This window comes from Streptomyces sp. NBC_00654, assembly GCF_026341775.1.
Taxonomy (GTDB): domain Bacteria; phylum Actinomycetota; class Actinomycetes; order Streptomycetales; family Streptomycetaceae; genus Streptomyces.
The window spans coordinates 998,057-1,014,063 of sequence record NZ_JAPEOB010000001.1; the positions used below are offsets into that span (position 1 = coordinate 998,057).

A 16,007-nucleotide genomic window follows, 5' to 3' on the forward strand; every position below is an offset into this window, starting at 1 on the left:
TGTCAGTGCGCCGGTACGTCGTTGAGTTGGTGCGCCCATGCGCCGGTACGTGAGTACGTCGGTGCGCCAAAACGTCAGCGCATCAGTTCCCCGGCGTTGACCAGCAGCGACTGGCCGGTGATGGACCGCGCCCGGTCCGAGGCCAGGAATGTGGCGGCCTGCGCCACATCCTCGTCCGTGGCCAGTTCGGGCAGCGCCATCCGATCGGTGAGCCGGGCCAGCACCTCGGCCTCCGGTACGCCCTCGGTGTCGGCGGTGAACCGGACGAACGCCTGCACCGGCGGTCCCCACATCCAGCCCGGCACCACGGTGTTCACCCGGATCCGGTGCGGCCCCAGTTCCCGCGCCAGTGAATACATCGCCGAGGTCAGCGCCCCCTTGGACGCCGCGTACGCCGCCTGCCTCACCTGCGACGGGGCGGCCACCGAGGACTGCGTACCGATGACGACCACCGAGCCGCCCCGCTCCTTGAGCGCGGGCAGGCAGGCCCGCGTCATCCGCAGCGTACCGAGCAGGTTGACATCGATGACCGCCTGCCAGGTGGCGAAGTCGGCATCCTCCAGGCCGCCGAAGTAGCTGTCCCAGGCGGCGACATGGACCACCGCGTCGATCCCGCCGAACCGCTCCGACGCCAGTGCGGCCAGCGCCAAGCACTGCCCCTCATCCGTGATGTCGGTCGCCAGACGGGCGGTGTGCCGGCCCTCCGGGTCGATCTCGGCGGCCGACTTGGCGAGATTCGCCGCGGTACGCGCCCCGAGCACCGCGTTGCCCCCGTCCCGGACGACGGCCTCCGCGATCCGGTGCCCCAGCCCGGCCCCGACGCCCGACACGATGACGGTCTTCCCCGCGAGCAACATCGGCGCCTCCCGGCTCTGGCAGTTCGTCTGACGGAGCGTCAGAGTAGGTGCCCGCGACCCAGGACGGAAGGGGAAGGGAACGGTATGAGCGACGAGACACGCAGCGATCAGTACGCGGAACTGGCGGCGGTGGGGCCGTACGGGGTCCACCCGGGGCACGCGCTGATCACCATGGTCGAACCGCATCCCGGCCATGAGCACGCGTACAACCGCTGGTACGAGGACGACCACTACTACGCGGGCGCGATGGCCATGCCCTGGATGGCCGCCGGGCGCCGCTGGGTGGCCACCAAGGAGCTCCAGGAGCTGCGCTACCCGGAGAAGTCCGCGGTCGCCCGGCCCGTCGGGGCCGGCTGCTACCTGTCGACGTACTGGGTGACGGACGGGCGCTACGACGACCACATGAAGTGGACCGTCGGGATCAACAAGCGGCTCAACCGGGACGGCAGGGTCTACCAGGACCGCACCCACGTCTTCACGGCCTTCCAGGACCACGCGGCGACCGTCTACCGCGACGGGGCCGCCGGCCCCCGGGACTTCCACGCCCTGGACCATCCGTACCGGGGTCTGGTCCTTGAGGTCATCGACGCCGAAGACCCGGAGCGTTGCGCGGAGTTGCTGGAGTGGCTGCGCTCCCGGTATCTGCCGAAGCGGCTCCACGGGTCGCCCGCCGCGATGGTCACGGTCTTCCGGCCCACGCCGCTGCCCGGTGACCGGATGACGTATGTGAAGCAGGTCGAGGGCGTCGGGACCCGTCTGACGCTGCTGTGGTTCCTCCAGGAGGACCCGCGTGCCTGCTGGGCGGAACACTTCGCCGGACGCGGGGAGGCCGTCGCGGAATCGGGCCTGGGGCGGGTCGAGTTGGCCGCTCCGTTCATTCCCACGGTGCCGGGGACGGATCGGTACGTCGATCAGCTGAGGTGACCGCGGCGGGTGCCGGGAAATGTGCCGGGAAATGGGCCGAGCCCCCTCGGCCAGGACGGCGAACCAGTCGAGAGGGCTCCAGTCAGATGGTGCGTCGTGACCGGCGGCGCAGGTCGTCAGGCGTTGATGGAGCCTGCGGCGACATCGCGCACGAACGCGTTCCACGCACCGGGGACGAAGGTGATCGAGGGGCCCTCGGGAGCCTTCGAGTCACGCACGGCGATGGACAGAGCGACCGGGGACTTGACCTCGACGCACGCGCCGTTGCCCCCGGAGTACGAAGACTTCGTCCACATTTCCGTAGCACCCTGAAGAATAGCCATGTTCACTCCGGTTCAGAGAGATGGGGGGAGTCGCGCCAACCGGATTCCGATTGGCGTGATCGACGCTACTCGCCAACTCTGTTGCGTGAAGGGGCCGTTCACTCGACCGGATGGCATATTCCATGCGGGTCTTCCGTCGTGAGGTGGCGACGGTGTACTCTGCCGTCGCCTCTCCATCGGCATCATTCCATTTCTCGCAAAACAGACCTTGCGGCTGTCCTGTTTCAGCTGGTGTACCGCTTGGCCATCTCGCTGATGAACTGCCGGGTCTGCTCCACATTCAGTGACTGCGCCCGCAGATGTTCGTACATGACGCTGTAGCGCTGTACGTCGTTCGCCTTCTCCAGATAGAGATCGCTGGTGACGCCCTCGATGTAGACGACGCTGGAGTCCGCGGCGTCCGGGAACTCCAGAATCGCGTACTGCCCGTTGATGCCCGGGTGCGCGCCCATGTCGAACGGCAGCACCTGCACTGTCACATGTGGAAGGAGGGACTGCTCGACGAGGTGTTCCAGCTGCTCGCGCATCACCTGCTTGCCGCCGACCATCCGGCGCAGCGCCGACTCGTCGATCACCGCCCACAGCCGCAGCGGATGCTCGGGCGCGTTGACCCGGTCCTGGCGCCGGGCGCGCACATTGACGCGCTTCTCGATGTCGGACGGCGAGGTCTCCGGCAGCGCGCCGTTGATCAGCGCCTCGGCGTAGGCCCGGGTCTGCAGGAGTCCGGGAACGACCTGGGGTTCGTACACCCGCAGCGACTCCGCGTCGGTCTCCAGTCCGATGTAGACGCTGTACGGGATGTCGCCGAAGGCATGCCACCAGCCCTGCTGGCGGGAGTCCTTGGCCATCTGCATCAGCGAGTCGACGACCCGGACGTCCTCGACCTCGTACACCCCGCACAGATCGCGGACGTCACGCTGGCTGATGGAACGGCGGCCGTTCTCCAGCCGGCTGATCTTCGACTGCGAGACCAGCAGGCGCTCCGCCACTTCCTCGGCGGTCATACCCTTGATCTCGCGAAGGCGGCGCAACTCCTGGCCCAATCGGCGTCGCCTGACAGTGGGATTGACATGGGACGGCACGGAAACGGCACCTCCGGCTATGTAGCTGTGCGTATCTACTGCTCAGCAGATTGCCACCCCCGGCACCGGCCGCGCTGGGAAACGGCAACACGCAAGCGCGCGGGGCAGCCGGTGGATCCGGCTGCCCCGCGCGTGGTGCGGCTCCCGAACCGGGTCTTTGGGGACGTCGGTGCGGCGGTATGCGTATGTCCGTGCTCGTTCCGCTGTCCGTGCTCGTTCCGTACGGCGCGCTGTGCGGTGTCCCGTACAGCGCGCCGTACGGTTCAGTGCGCGGCGGTCTGCGCCATGCTGCCGCGGCGCGACTGCGCTTGCGGTTGCAACGGCACGCCCGCTGCTTGCTGATTGCGGCGTGGCTGTACGGCCACACCGTTCTGGACGTCCATCACGGCATGCGCCACGAGTCCGCCCATCGGGTCGTGTCTGATCAGGTCCCGGAGCCGGGAGCGCGATGAACGCCCCTCGTTCCCGGGGTACAGGTGCTTGCCGAGTCCGACCGCGTGGGCCAGTGCGGCGAGCGCCGCGGTCCGCGGGTCCGGCGGTACACCGGTGCGGATCGCGCTGTCCAGCCGGGCTCTGATGTCCCGGCTGATTGCCGTGTCCGTCGCCTGGTAGCGAGTCGTCGGCAGTACTCCGCACATCTGGCCCGCCACGGCATGCACCATGCCGCACCGCTCCAGATGGGCGAGATAGATCTGGCGCAGCCCCAGCCGGGGTCCGCCGATCCAGTGGACGGCCCGGACCGGGCTGCCGCGACGGCGCAGCAGTTCCAGTGCGGAGTCCAGAGTCGGATCTCCTGTCGGCCGTGGCATCACCACGGCGATACGATCCCCGTCAGGGGCTATCCGTCCTGCCAGAGCCAGCTCTACTAGCTGTGCCCCGGCCAGGCCGAGGTCGAGCGACTGCGGCTGCGCTGTGGTACCCGTGGTCGGGTCCAGAGCGAGCAGCAGAAGCTCCTCCGGAATTGTTCTGCGGCTCCTGCCCATCCATGCCTCCCCGCGTGGATGAATGACAGGGTGACCCCTCTCACATTGGTCTGTCGAGAGCGCCTGACCGCTATATATGGGAACCAGTAGGTATGTCGTTCTCGTCTAGCAGCCCGGCCAGGGGTTCACACAGGACACTGGTAGATGGTTCGGACAGCGCGGGGTTGCCCCCCGCAGCGCATGAGGAGGCATCGGTGGCGGGCGAGTCCCCCGACAAGTCGGAGCAGCAGAAGTCGTCGGGGACGGCTCCGGAGGAACGTGACCCCCGTCTCGCTGTGTTCCGTGAACCGGCCGCGAAGGCGGTCGTGAGCCCGGATGCGGAGGTGGCCGCGGAGGCGGCCGCGGGTACGGATGCGGACGTGGACACGGACGCGGATGCCGGGAGTGCGACGGACCGCGCGACGGACAAGGCGACGGACACGGACAAGGCGACCGCGGTCTTCCGTACCCGGCCCGCTGCGGCGGGCGACGGCGATGGTGATGGCGACGTGACGCCCGATGCGGCCTCCGCGGCCTCTGAAGGGGGCTCCACGCCTCCGGAGGACGCCAAGGGCGCTGTGGCGTCCGACTCGGACGGCGAGGCCTCTGGGGCGGACGAGGCGAACGAGGCGGACAAGGCTGCCGTGGCGGGCGAGCCGGGTGAGGTCACCGAGTCCGGTGAGCCCGGGGCCGGCGAGTCCGATGCTGAGCCCGAGCCGGGTGACGCGCGGCTGCGGGCCGCAGTCGCCGCCTGGGTCGGCGACGGCGACGGCGACGGCGATGCGGACGATGTGGACGACGCGGGCGACACCTCGGATGCGACCGCTTCCGACGACGAACCCGCAGCCGAGAGCGGGACCGCGCCCGAGGCCGAGGCGTCCGGCGGGACGGCCGGCGAGGTCCGGGTGCCGAAGACCCGCGAGGAAGCGGCCGTCCCGGCCTCGAAGTCCGACGCGGCGGCGGAATCCGAAGCCGGTGAGGACGCCGACGCCGACGGCGATTCCGTGTCCGCCGAATCCGTGTCTGCTGAAACCACGTCTGCCGAAACGGCGTCCGACCAGCGAGGAATCGATCAGCCCACCGCTGTCTTCAAGGCGCCCAAGCAGGCGCAGGTCGACCACCCGACGACCGCGCTGAAGATTCCGCCGCGCCAGGCCGCCCCGAAGAGCGGCGAGGGCTCGAAGAGCCGCGAGACCTCGGAGACCCCCGCCGAGCGGACCAGCAAGTTCGTGCCGCTCCGCTCGGACGACGTGCGGCCCGCGCCCCGCAAGCCCGAGCCCGCCGCACCGGCGTCCGGGGCAGCGGCAGCGTCCGGGACGGGTGCAGGTGCCGGTGCTGGTGCAGGGTCCGGGACAGGTGCAGGTGCCGCCTCCGGGGCGAAGCCCACTCCCACCCCCGCCCCTGCCTGGGCCGAGCCCGAGCGGACCCGGCAGCAGCCGTTGCCGCCCAAGCCGCCGCTCGACCTGCTCGCCGAGCTGACGAACACGCCTCCGCCCCAGGAGACCCCTGTCCGCACGGCCGTCCGCCGGGTCAAGATCTGGACCCCGCTGGTCGTGCTCCTGTTGATCGTCTTTGCGATCGTGCAGATGGTTCGCCCGCTGCCGACGCCCACGCTCCAGCTGACGGCGCAGCCGACGTACACCTTCGAGGGCAGCAAGCCCGAGCTGCCGTGGCCGGACCAGGGTCAGGGCTACATGGCGGCGACCGGGCTGGGCAAGGTCGACTCGTTCGGTGAGCAGAAGCCGGTGCCGATCGCGAGTGTGGCCAAGGCGATGACGGCGTACATCGTGCTCAGGGAGCACCCGCTGAAGCGGGGCGAGGACGGCCCGATGATCGAGGTCGACGCCAAGGGCGAGTCCGACGGTCAGCTCTTCACCGAGGGTGAGTCCACCCTGAACACGGTGAAGAAGGGCGACAAGATCAGCGAGAAGGACGCGCTGTCCGCCCTCATGATCCCCTCGGCGAACAACATCGCGCGGCTGCTGGCACGCTGGGACGCGGGTTCGGAGAAGGCGTTCGTCGAGAAGATGAACGACACCGCGAAGCAGCTCGGCATGAAGAACACCACCTACACCGACCCCTCCGGGCTCACCGCCACGACGGTGAGCACGGCCGAGGACCTGGTGAAGCTGGGCGAGAAGCTGGTCGAGATCCCGGCGCTGATGGACATCACCAAGCTGCCGGAGTGGAAGGACCCGTCGGGCAAGGTCTGGCGGAACTACAACACCCTCGTGCCCTTCGACGGAGCGCTGGGGATCAAGACCGGTTCGACCAGCAAGGCGGGCGGCAACCTGCTCTTCGCGGCGCACAAGATGGTCGACGGTACCGACCAGCTGATCGTCGGCGCGGTGCTCGGCCAGTACAGCGACACCTCGATCATCGACGCGGTCAACGCGGCGAGCAAGAAGGTCATGATCGCCACGCAGGACGAGTTGAAGGGCGCGAAGATCGTGAAGAAGGGGCAGGTCGTCGGCACCGTCGACGACGGCCTCGGCGGCACGACGCCGGTCGTCGCGACCAAGGACGTACAGGCGGTCGGCTGGGCCGGTCTCACGGTGAAGCTGGAACTCACCGACGGCGGGAAGGCAGTGCCGCACTCCGCGGCGGCCGGAACCGAGGTCGGCACGCTGACCGTGGGCGAGGGCGCCAGCCAGGTGAAGGTGCCGGTCGCGCTCCAGAGCGAGCTGACCGAGCCGGCCTTCGGGAAGAAGCTGAGCCGGATCGGCTGATCCGGCGAAGCCGCGCGGGTCGCGGCGGAGGGGGGCCGATACCGGCACCCCCCCCGCCCGGCCGCGCACGTGTTAGCGTCCCCGGGCAACTTGGGACGCCGGGACAGCGTCCATGAAAGGTACGGGGCCGGCGGACGACGGGGAGAGCCGTAGTGACCACCGCGGAGCCGAAACCCGGCCGCGAGGCGGACAGCATCACTGACAACGACGCGGGGAGCAGCGGGGACGGCGGGAGCGGCGAGAGCGCATCCGCCCGCGTCCGGCTGCCCGCTCCCCGTGCCTCAAGGGGCGCGGCCGAGGGCGCCACCGAGCCCGTGACCGGCGACGAGTCCGTGAGCGCCATCGAGTCCGTGACCACCACCGAGACCGTTCCCGACGACGACGGCGGCGAATCCGCCCCCGACGACCGCGACGGCGAATCCCCGTCCGGTGACGGCGACGGTGGCGCGTCGGGCGCCGCGCCGAGCCGTAGCCGCTTCCGGCGGACGCTGCGGCATCCCGTCACCATCGCGACGGCGGCCGCGGCCGTCACCCACGTGCTGTGGTTCTTCTTCTTCGCGAACAGCGGCGGCGATATCGCGGCGCAGGACGCCTGGGCCGAGTTCGTCGGCAGGCACCCCGGCACCGCGTACAACCTCGCCTGGTACGGGGGCATGCACCCCGTCTCGTACAGCGTGGTCTCGCCCTATCTGATGTCGGTGCTCGGCGTCCGTACGACGATGATGGTCGTCGGTACGGTGTCGGCGGCGCTGACCGCGATGATCCTGGTCCGGGTCCGAGCCGTCCGCAACCCGCTGGCCTGCTCGCTCGCGGGGGTCTTCGCCTATCTGTGCAACGCGCTGTCCGGGCGCGTGACGTTCGGGCTCGGCATGATGTTCGCGGTCGGTGCCGCCGCCGCCGTGTTCTGCTGGCCGTACAAGTGGCGCTACAAGCGGTGGGCCAAGGCGGCCGTCGCCGCGCCCCTGGCCGCACTCGCGACCGCCGCCAGCCCGGTCGCCGGGCTCTTCCTCGGGGTGGTCGCCGCCGCGCTCTTCCTCAACAAGAGGCGCCCCGGCGCGTACGCCCTGGGCCTCGCCCCGGTCGCTGTGGTGGCGCTGTCCTCGTGGCTGTTCCCGTTCTCCGGTACGCAGCCGATGTCGGTCGGGACGCTGTCGCTGCCGTTCCTGTTCGCGGTGATCGTCTTCTTCCTCGTGCCGCGTGAATGGAAGACGGTCCGTACGGCGGCGGCCGTGTACGGCGTCGGGACGCTGCTGACCTACTTCGTCGACTCGCAGATCGGGTCGAACGTCACGCGCATGGCGATGCTGTTCGCCGGGGTGACGCTGCTCGCCGCCCTGCCGTACACGGCTCCCCGCACCCGCCGCTGGTACGCGCTGGTCATCGCCTTCGCCGGGCTGAACTTCTGGATCGGCTTCAAGGGCGTCGACGACATCGTGCGTACGGCCCCGACCGCGTCCTGGGCCCGTGAGCTGGCTCCGCTCGTCAACCAGCTCCAGGAGGCGGGGGCCGAGCGGGGCCGGGTCGAAGTGGTGCCCGCGAGCAGCCACCGGGAGGCGTCCGCGCTCGCGCCCTACGTGAACCTGGCCCGTGGCTGGAACCGCCAGGCCGACATGAAGCGCAACCCGCTCTTCTACGACGACACCCTGAACGCCATGAACTACCGCGAGTGGCTGGACCGCTGGGCGGTGCACTACGTGGTGCTGCCCACGGGCAAGCCGGACTCCAGCGGTGCGGTGCAGGAGGCGGCGCTCGTCGAGAAGGGCCAGCCGTACCTCAAGGAGATCTGGGGCGACGCGAACTGGAAGCTGTTCCAGGTCCTGGAACCGGTGCCGATGGCCGACCCGCCCGCGACGGTGGAGCGGGCGGGCGCGGACGAGCTGACCATCCGGGTGCGCTCGGCGGGCCGGGTACTGATCCGGATCCCGTACTCGCGCTGGCTCGCCGTGGTCGACGAGGAGGGCAAGGGTCTGGAGCGGCCCCAGGAGACCGAGGAGTCGAAGCGGCGGTCGGAGCAGGGTGACGACGTCCCGAAGACCTTCGACAACGCGAACGGCTGCCTGATCCAGGTGGAGGAGGACTCGCAGGGCGACGAGTGGACCGAGCTGCTCGCCCCGCGGCCGGGTGTGTACCGGCTGGCGGCGCCGTACCAGTTGCAGCCCGGCACCCCGTGCCCGGAGGAGTTGCGCTGAGCCGCTGAAGCCGGGGTTCCCCGCACCGCCCCGCCCCGCCCCGCCCCGCCCCCCTCCCCGCCCCCTCCCCGGCGTCCACGGCCGGGAAGGGAACAGGAAACGGGCGTCAGGGGAACAGGGAACAGGGGACAGGGGAACAGGGGCACAGAGAATCGGGGAACAGGCCCTCCCCTGCGACTACCGGCGGAAGGTCAGCGAGGCGGCCGGGGAGGCGTTCCCGTACGCGTCCACGGCGACGACCCTGGCCACGTACCGGCCGCCCTTCACCGCACCCGGGACCGGGATGTCGAGCGTGTTCGGGCGGGGCGTGAAGTAGAAGTCGGACAGCACCTTGGAGGACACGACCGAGGCGCCGGTGGACGCGTCGGTGATGTCGACGTTGTAGTGGTGCACCATCTGGTCGTCCTTGGCCTGCGCGATCCGCACCGCCGTGCCGCCCTTGGGGGTGTGCACCTCCTGGAGGGGCTTACGGGTGGTGAACTTCGGCGCCACGGTGTTGCGCGCGGCGGCCGTGTACCGGAAGTTGTCCTTGATCTCCTGGTTCGTCGAGCCCTTCAGGCGCACCGTCCAGGTGTCACCGCTGAGGGTGCCCGCGCTCGCGTACGGCGGCTGCCAGTTCGCCGACCACTGGCCGCCGGTGTAGATGTCGTGCTTGTCCGCGGCCATGTTGACCCGGGCTATCTCGGTGCGGTTCTTGTAGACCTCGACGAAGAGCGCCTGTGCGGTCGGCGACTCGAAACGGTTGGCGAGACCCTCGTCCGTCACCATCTGGTAGCCGTGGTCGATCTCGATGTAGCTCATCGAGCCGTCGTTGACGGAGGTGAAGTCGCGCTGGTGGATGGAGCGGTCGTCGTTGATGTTGAGGTGCGAGTGGCCGGAGAAGAGGACGGCCTGCGGGAACGCGCTCAGGTCCTCGGCGAGCCGCGGGTTGGAGGCCTGCTGGCCGTCCATCGTCGTGCCGGTGGTGGGCCGGTGGCCCTGGATGAAGACGGGCTTGCCCGCGTGGGCGGGGTCGGCGGTGATCGCGGCGAGCCGTGCCTTGAGCCAGGTGCGCTGGGCGGCGCTGGAGTCGTACGTCTCCGTGTTGACGGTGAGGACGGGCAGGCCCTTGACCGTGGACTCGTAGTAGCCGCCGCCCGAGTCGGGGAACCATGCCTTGGGGTAACCGGCCCGGATCGCGGCGAGGCTCGCGTCATGGTTGCCGTTGGAGATCAGCACCTGGGTGTCGGTCATGCCCTTGCGGGCGAGGTTGGACTGGAAGACCTCGGAGACGATCTTGTGGTCGGGGCCCTTGCCGTCGCCGTTGTCGTTGATCATGTCGCCGTTGGACAGGATCGCGTCGGGCTTCGGGAAGATCGATCCGATGGTGTCGAAGAAGCTCTCGTACTTCTTGTCCGCCGTCGCGTGGCTGCCGATGTGCACGTCGGACATGACGACGAACTTGGCGATCGGCTTCTCGCGGGTCTTGATCAGGTATCCGTACGACACCGGGACGCTGGCCTTGTTGCCGCGGAACGCGACCGCGGTGACGTTGGTGTCCTTCGTGATCCGCAGCGGCCGGCCGGAATGGAAGGCGCGGCTGTCGCGGGTCGGCGTCGTCCCGTCGAGCGTGTAGCGGACGGTGACTCCGCGCTCGGCCTTGAACTTCAGCGAGACCGCGTGCTCGTAGCGCCCGCCGGGCACGCTGACGCCCGGAGCGGCGGGGGTGCCGTGGCCGGGCTTGTGGGAGTGGGCCTGGACCGGGGCCTGGGCCTGTGCGGGCGTCCGGGCCGGGGTGGCCTGGGCGACGACGGGGGAGACGAGTGCGACGGAGGTCGCGGCGATCACGAGGGGAGCGAATCTCACGGGGGTGCCTGCCTGCTCTCTGGGGCTTCTGGTTCTCGGGGCGATCGGGGCGATCGGGGCGATCGGGGCGATCGGGGCCTATCGGGTCCGTCGGGCGCCCCTGGGGGTCCGGTCCGGTGTTCCCTGCTCACTGGGCGGGGATAACGACCTGGTAACCGGTCTGTACCCGAGGACGCTAGGCATCGCGCACCAGCCCTGGTGGGTGTGCGGCTGACTCCCGAGTGAAGTGCCCGTGAATGTCCGGTACCCGGTGTTGCGTCGGGGGCTCCGCCCCGTTGGGGAGCCGGGCGCGTTCCGAGGGGCGGCCGGCCTTCCGCCAACTGGCTGTCCATACGGCGGAGTACGCGTACACGTGGACGTACGGCTCGGACGCGGAGGAATGCTGTTGCGGCCGGGCGCGGAACCGGCTTCGATCGCGGCATGGTGCCTGATGTCCCGCTCGTACGCCGTCTGATCGCCGCGCAGTTTCCGCAGTGGGCGGACCTTCCGGTGGAGCCGGTCGACTCCCACGGCACGGTCAACGCGATCTTCCGCCTCGGCGCGGACAAGGCCGTACGGCTGCCGTGCGCGCAGGGCGGCGCGCAGGACGTGGAGACCGAGTACCGCTGGCTGCCGTACCTCGCCCCGCGGCTCCCCTTCGCGGTCCCCGCCCCGCTCGCCAAGGGCCAACCGGGCGAGGGCTACCCGTGGCCCTGGTCCGTGTGCGGCTGGCTGGACGGCGAGAACCCGGGCCGTGACAACCCGGTCGACCCCGGCGTCTTCGCCGCGGACCTGGCGGAGTTCGTCGGCGCGCTCCGCCGGACCGACCCCACGGACGGCCCGCCCGCGTACCGCAGCGAACCCCTGGCATCCCGGGACGCCGCGACCCGGGACGCGATCGCGTCCCTGCGCGGACACCTCGACACCACCGCCACGACCGGCGCCTGGGACGACGCCCTGCGTGCGCCCGCCCTGTCCGGCCCGCCCGTCTGGGCCCACGGAGACCTCCAGCCCGGCAACGTCCTGGTCGCGGACGGCCGCCTCGCCGCGGTCATCGACTTCGGCTGCATGGGCCTCGCCGACCCCGCCGTGGACCTGATCGCGGCCTGGTACCTGCTGCCCGCCGGAGCACGGGAGGAATTCCGTACGGCACTGGCGGCCGACGACGCGACCTGGGCCCGGGGCCGCGGCTGGGCGCTGTCCATCGCGCTCATGGAACTCTCGTACTACCGCGAGACGAACCCGTTCATGGCGACGACGGCACGCCATGTGATCGGCGAGCTGCTCGACTCCCGATAGCGACCGGCCCGCCGCCGTACGGGCCGGGAGGCTAGGCCACGTCGATTCCGTATTCCTGGACGAGTTCCTCCAGGCCGTTCCGGTATCCCCTGCCCCCGGTCACGAACTCCCAGTCGCCGTTCGTGCGACGGCGGAAGGATCCCAGGACGAGGGCGGTCTCGCCCGCGCGGCCGTCGGAGACTACCAGCCGGTCGAGTTGGGCGCCCTCGGCGTCCAGCAGCCGGATACCGGCGTCGACGAACCCGGACAGGTCGGCCGCGGGGTTGACGACAGGATCGACCGCAGCGATCACGACGAGCCGGTCGGCACGTGCGGGCAGGCTGTCGAAGGACACGCGGATGGCCGCCTTGTCCGGCACGGCAGGCGTGAGCGCGCGGACCGTGCCGTCGGGCGTCGCGGGGTTGTTGAAGAAGACGAAGTGGCTGTCGTCCAGGACCCTGTTGCCCTGGCAGACGAGTGCGCAGACGTCCAGGGCGACTCCGCCCGACCAGTACATGCCCAAGACGTTGTGGTCATCCGTGCCCGGTCCATCGGATGGTCCGCTGCCCGTTGCCGAGCCTTCGCCGCCTGGGGTCGGGAGCCCGTTGTCCGGCGTTGAAGGTCGGTCGTCCGGTGCCGAGCGTGGTGCCGGTACCGTGCGGTCGCCAGTGCCCAGCCTGCCGCTCAGCCCGTGACGATGCAGCAGGTCGACCAGTTCGGAGCCCGAGACCAGCTCCAGGGGCTTGCCGTTGGCGAAGGTGTGCGAACCGGGGCCGAAACCGGATGTCGTGACCAGCACGCCCTTATTGGCTCCGGCGTCCTGGACCGTGCCGTACAAGTCGCGTACGGCCGTCGGAGGCACCGTATTGCGGTACCGCTTGACCTGGACGACGATCTTGCCGCCACGGATCGGGGCCGGGTCCAGTGCGTCGACGTCCACCCCGCCGTCGTTGGAGCGCTGGGTTGTCACGGCCTGCATGCCCATGGCTCGGAACAGCTCCGCGATCAAGGACTCGAAGTCGATGGGGTCCATTGCGTACAGATCCGGTTCCTCGCCCCCTCCATGCGTGACGACGCCGTTGCCGATGTCCTCGGGAACCCGGCCGGGACGCACCGTCCCTAGCTGGTCGGGGCGCGACGACAACTGGCCCCGGAGCGCGCCCACCAGGCAATCGACGGCGTTCACCTGCTCCAGGCGCAGCTCGGAGAAGACCGAACGCGACGCCATGACCGTGGCCAGGAACATCTGCGCCCGCCTGCCGGTGGCCGGGTCGTGATCATCCACGAAACCGTTCAACGCGACCGATTCCAGTGCGCCGAACTCATCGGCGGCGAACAGGTCGTGCAGAACCAGCAGCAGACACTGCGCGAGCACATCCCGGTACAGCGCGCGGCGCTGTGTCACAGGCCGGGCGGCCTCCTTCTCCTGATCGGCGGAAGGCATGTAGCGCACCGACTTTATCTCCGGTACGACGTCGTACCTGGGCAGCTCCCAGTTCAGCACCAACTGGCGGGCGTGCGGGTCGTAGGCGGCGGACACCTGACGCGGGAGATTCTCCGGCCATGAGCCCGAGGCGTAGAGAGCGGCGCAGAAGTAGTCCACTGCGGCTTCGGCATCACCGCCTCGAAGTCCCGCCTTCATTGCGGCGATTCCGGCGTTGTGCCGACGGATCTCCTCCAACTGGGCATCGGCCCACTGCTGGTATTGGAGTCGGTAGGCGGCCAGCTGTTGCTGCCGCTGTGTTTCCGCAGCCTGAGCGGCCTGCCAGGCGTGCTCGAACCGGGACCGCGCTTCGGCCTGCGCCTGGGCTCGCCGGCCCGCCGTCCAACCGCCCTGCGGCTGGTACTGACTCGGATGCGGCATGGGAACCGGACAGGCGAGCTGTCCTGGAGAGAAGGCCTCGATCCGCTCGGGGCGGCTCAGCGCGCCCGCCCTGAAGGCCGGAGCCCGGCACCCTGCCGCCAGTAACCCCTGCAGTGACTCGACCCGTGCGTCGAGTTCCTCCGTCCGTGTCCGGGCATCCGCTTCGCGTTGCTGTCGGTACGCCGCCCGCTGCTCACGATAGCTGCGCGCCAGATCTCGCTGGTGGGCCCGCTGCTGACGTTCCTGATCCCGTTGGTACCTGGCTTGCGCCTCCAGTTGTCGTTGTTGCTGGCGTTGCGCCTCAGCCCAGATGCCGGCCAACCCATTCGAGCGACGACTCATGCTCTACAGGCCCTCCCCACCAGCGACTTGGCGTGCACACGCCCAGTCCTGGCCCCATAACCATCAGTGATGAAACGACTTTAGTCGGCAACCGCCGGGCCGCCCATCCACCTGCACGGACCTTCCGTACTCAGCGGTGGGCCAGAGGCGAGGAGGGAGACCGGGCTCCCCGAACGACATGCCTGCGGGGGCGGGGCGCGATGACATGCGCCCATGAGCAGAATGGCGCAGATCATCGTGCTGGCGGGTACGAGGGCGAGATGGTGGAGCCCGTGCGGTGCGGATTAATCGTGGAATAGGCGCATGGCCAGTACAGAGCCGTCAGGATGTATGGAGACGGGGCCGTCCCAACGTGAGGCCCAGACGTCGCGAGGCCAAGTGGAGCGGCGTGCGTAGACTTCTCGCCGGTACTTCTCCACCCGTCCTTCCTCAAGGTGACGGAAGAGATCTTCCGCGACTCCGGAGAACGCTTCGACTCGCTTCCGATTGAGCCGGAAGACGTGATCGGTGCCGACGAACTCGACGCCGAAGAAGCGGTGCCGTGCATCCTGGACGCTGCCTGTGGCCGCGTGTGTGAAGCCCGTGAAGTGCCGTTGCCCCTGTCGTTTCGTCAAGTAAGGGGCGGTTGCCCTTGTGTCACCGGCGAACGCCGTAAGCCCGGCTGCGGCAGTGCGGGCAAGCGTGTGCTGAAACCAACCATAGAGGTCGGGGCTCACGTGATAGCCGGGTTCGGGCTCTGCGGTGTTGTCGCTTTGTGCGATTGGCCGGATGCCGGGATATACATTCACGTCCTCCAACTCGTGATCAAGAACGCGTTCCGGAGCATCCAGCCAACCGCCGCTTCCGCCCGCCTCCAGGGCGTGGACCGTCAGCGGGCCGTCGAGTGGGAGCTCCGTGCTGAAAACCAAGCACGGTGTCTCGTCCCAAGCTCCGATGTGGACTGCCTCGGCGTGGGTGGAAGCCGAGGCGAGCTGAGTATGAGAAGCGGAAAGCCCGCTGTGGTTGCCTTTGCACGCGATGGGGAAGACGCGAGATGGCTCGCCGGGCCTCCATACCTCGGCGAAGAACTGTGGTCGGTATCGGTAGCCCGATTTTGGGCCGGAGTCTCTGCTGGTTAGGGCCCACCCCGCGCGCAGAGCAGTGTCAGCCGGCACGATCGAGACGAAGTGGTTCGGGTAGCGCCTGCTCAGGAGCCGTTTAGCGAGCGCCAGCGCGAAACCGGTACCGAGTTCCCCCGACTGAAGTGCCTTGTAGTAGTCCGCGGTCTCTCGGCCCTCGGCGGAGAGACCGATGAAAGAATCTGAGTTCCCGGTCAGAGCCTGGTTGTACTTCAGGCAACTCCAATGCTCGGCGAGACCGCGTCCCGCTCCGCGCCGAGCCAAGGTGATTGCTCGTCCAAATGAGTGCAGCACATCCCAGGTTGTGAGTTGCGCAAGTCGGCAGAGATCTTTTGCCGGTACCGGGCACAGCCCAGGCTTCCGACGAAGCCGATCAAGATCTTTCGCCTTTCTCTGCTTGTCGTCCTCCGCTGCCGCAACGCTCACGTCCCCGGCGAGCTGCAGGGTCGAGTGAACTGCGATGTTCGACGGCTCCACAAGGTCCCTCAACACCTCTGCAGTGTTTTTCATCCTGT

11 protein-coding genes are annotated in these 16,007 nt (G+C 69.2%); 4 read left to right on the top strand and 7 right to left on the bottom strand.

The window, feature by feature from the left end; genetic code table 11:
• Nucleotides 1–74: 74 nt before the first annotated feature.
• A complete protein-coding gene (locus OHA98_RS04335) occupies nucleotides 75–857 on the bottom strand; it encodes an SDR family oxidoreductase (RefSeq protein WP_266922769.1) in 783 nt (260 codons plus the stop codon).
• Between the two features lie 84 nt (nucleotides 858–941).
• Here OHA98_RS04335 and OHA98_RS04340 point away from each other — a divergent pair, with 84 nt between their 5' ends.
• Nucleotides 942–1,781: a hypothetical protein gene (locus OHA98_RS04340; protein WP_266922770.1), complete on the top strand. Its 840-nt coding sequence runs from the start codon at nucleotides 942–944 to the stop codon at nucleotides 1,779–1,781.
• A gap of 116 nt (nucleotides 1,782–1,897) precedes the next feature.
• Here the strand turns inward: OHA98_RS04340 and OHA98_RS04345 are convergent, their stop codons facing one another.
• The 3 genes from OHA98_RS04345 to OHA98_RS04355 form a co-directional block, all read right to left on the bottom strand.
• Nucleotides 1,898–2,104 (bottom strand): DUF397 domain-containing protein, encoded by a 207-nt coding sequence (locus tag OHA98_RS04345; protein ID WP_266922771.1) that lies wholly within the window; start codon nucleotides 2,102–2,104, stop codon nucleotides 1,898–1,900.
• Between the two features lie 224 nt (nucleotides 2,105–2,328).
• Nucleotides 2,329–3,186, bottom strand: coding sequence for a helix-turn-helix transcriptional regulator (locus tag OHA98_RS04350; protein WP_266922772.1), 858 nt, complete (start codon nucleotides 3,184–3,186; stop codon nucleotides 2,329–2,331).
• Between the two features lie 263 nt (nucleotides 3,187–3,449).
• Nucleotides 3,450–4,169: a GPP34 family phosphoprotein gene (locus tag OHA98_RS04355; RefSeq protein WP_073725732.1), complete on the bottom strand. Its 720-nt coding sequence runs from the start codon at nucleotides 4,167–4,169 to the stop codon at nucleotides 3,450–3,452.
• 194 nt (nucleotides 4,170–4,363) lie between these two features.
• Here OHA98_RS04355 and OHA98_RS04360 point away from each other — a divergent pair, with 194 nt between their 5' ends.
• Both OHA98_RS04360 and OHA98_RS04365 read left to right on the top strand, forming a co-directional pair.
• Entirely contained in the window at nucleotides 4,364–6,877 is a 2,514-nt protein-coding gene (locus OHA98_RS04360) for a hypothetical protein (protein WP_266922773.1), read from the top strand.
• Between the two features lie 152 nt (nucleotides 6,878–7,029).
• Nucleotides 7,030–9,066 (top strand): MFS transporter, encoded by a 2,037-nt coding sequence (locus tag OHA98_RS04365; protein WP_266922774.1) that lies wholly within the window; start codon nucleotides 7,030–7,032, stop codon nucleotides 9,064–9,066.
• A gap of 177 nt (nucleotides 9,067–9,243) precedes the next feature.
• On the opposite strand, the gene OHA98_RS04370 is transcribed toward OHA98_RS04365, so the two are convergent.
• Nucleotides 9,244–10,911: a chitobiase/beta-hexosaminidase C-terminal domain-containing protein gene (locus tag OHA98_RS04370; protein ID WP_266922775.1), complete on the bottom strand. Its 1,668-nt coding sequence runs from the start codon at nucleotides 10,909–10,911 to the stop codon at nucleotides 9,244–9,246.
• Between the two features lie 420 nt (nucleotides 10,912–11,331).
• On the opposite strand from OHA98_RS04370, the gene OHA98_RS04375 reads away from it, so the two are divergent.
• A complete protein-coding gene (locus OHA98_RS04375) occupies nucleotides 11,332–12,189 on the top strand; it encodes an aminoglycoside phosphotransferase family protein (RefSeq protein ID WP_266922776.1) in 858 nt (285 codons plus the stop codon).
• A 31-nt stretch (nucleotides 12,190–12,220) separates the two neighbouring features.
• On the opposite strand, the gene OHA98_RS04380 is transcribed toward OHA98_RS04375, so the two are convergent.
• Nucleotides 12,221–14,374, bottom strand: a complete 2,154-nt coding sequence (locus tag OHA98_RS04380) for a restriction endonuclease (protein WP_266922777.1) — start codon at nucleotides 14,372–14,374, stop codon at nucleotides 12,221–12,223.
• A gap of 284 nt (nucleotides 14,375–14,658) precedes the next feature.
• On the bottom strand, nucleotides 14,659–16,002 hold the full coding sequence (locus OHA98_RS04385; RefSeq protein ID WP_266922778.1) for a hypothetical protein: 1,344 nt from the start codon (nucleotides 16,000–16,002) through the stop codon (nucleotides 14,659–14,661).
• Between the last annotated feature and the right edge of the window lie 5 nt (nucleotides 16,003–16,007).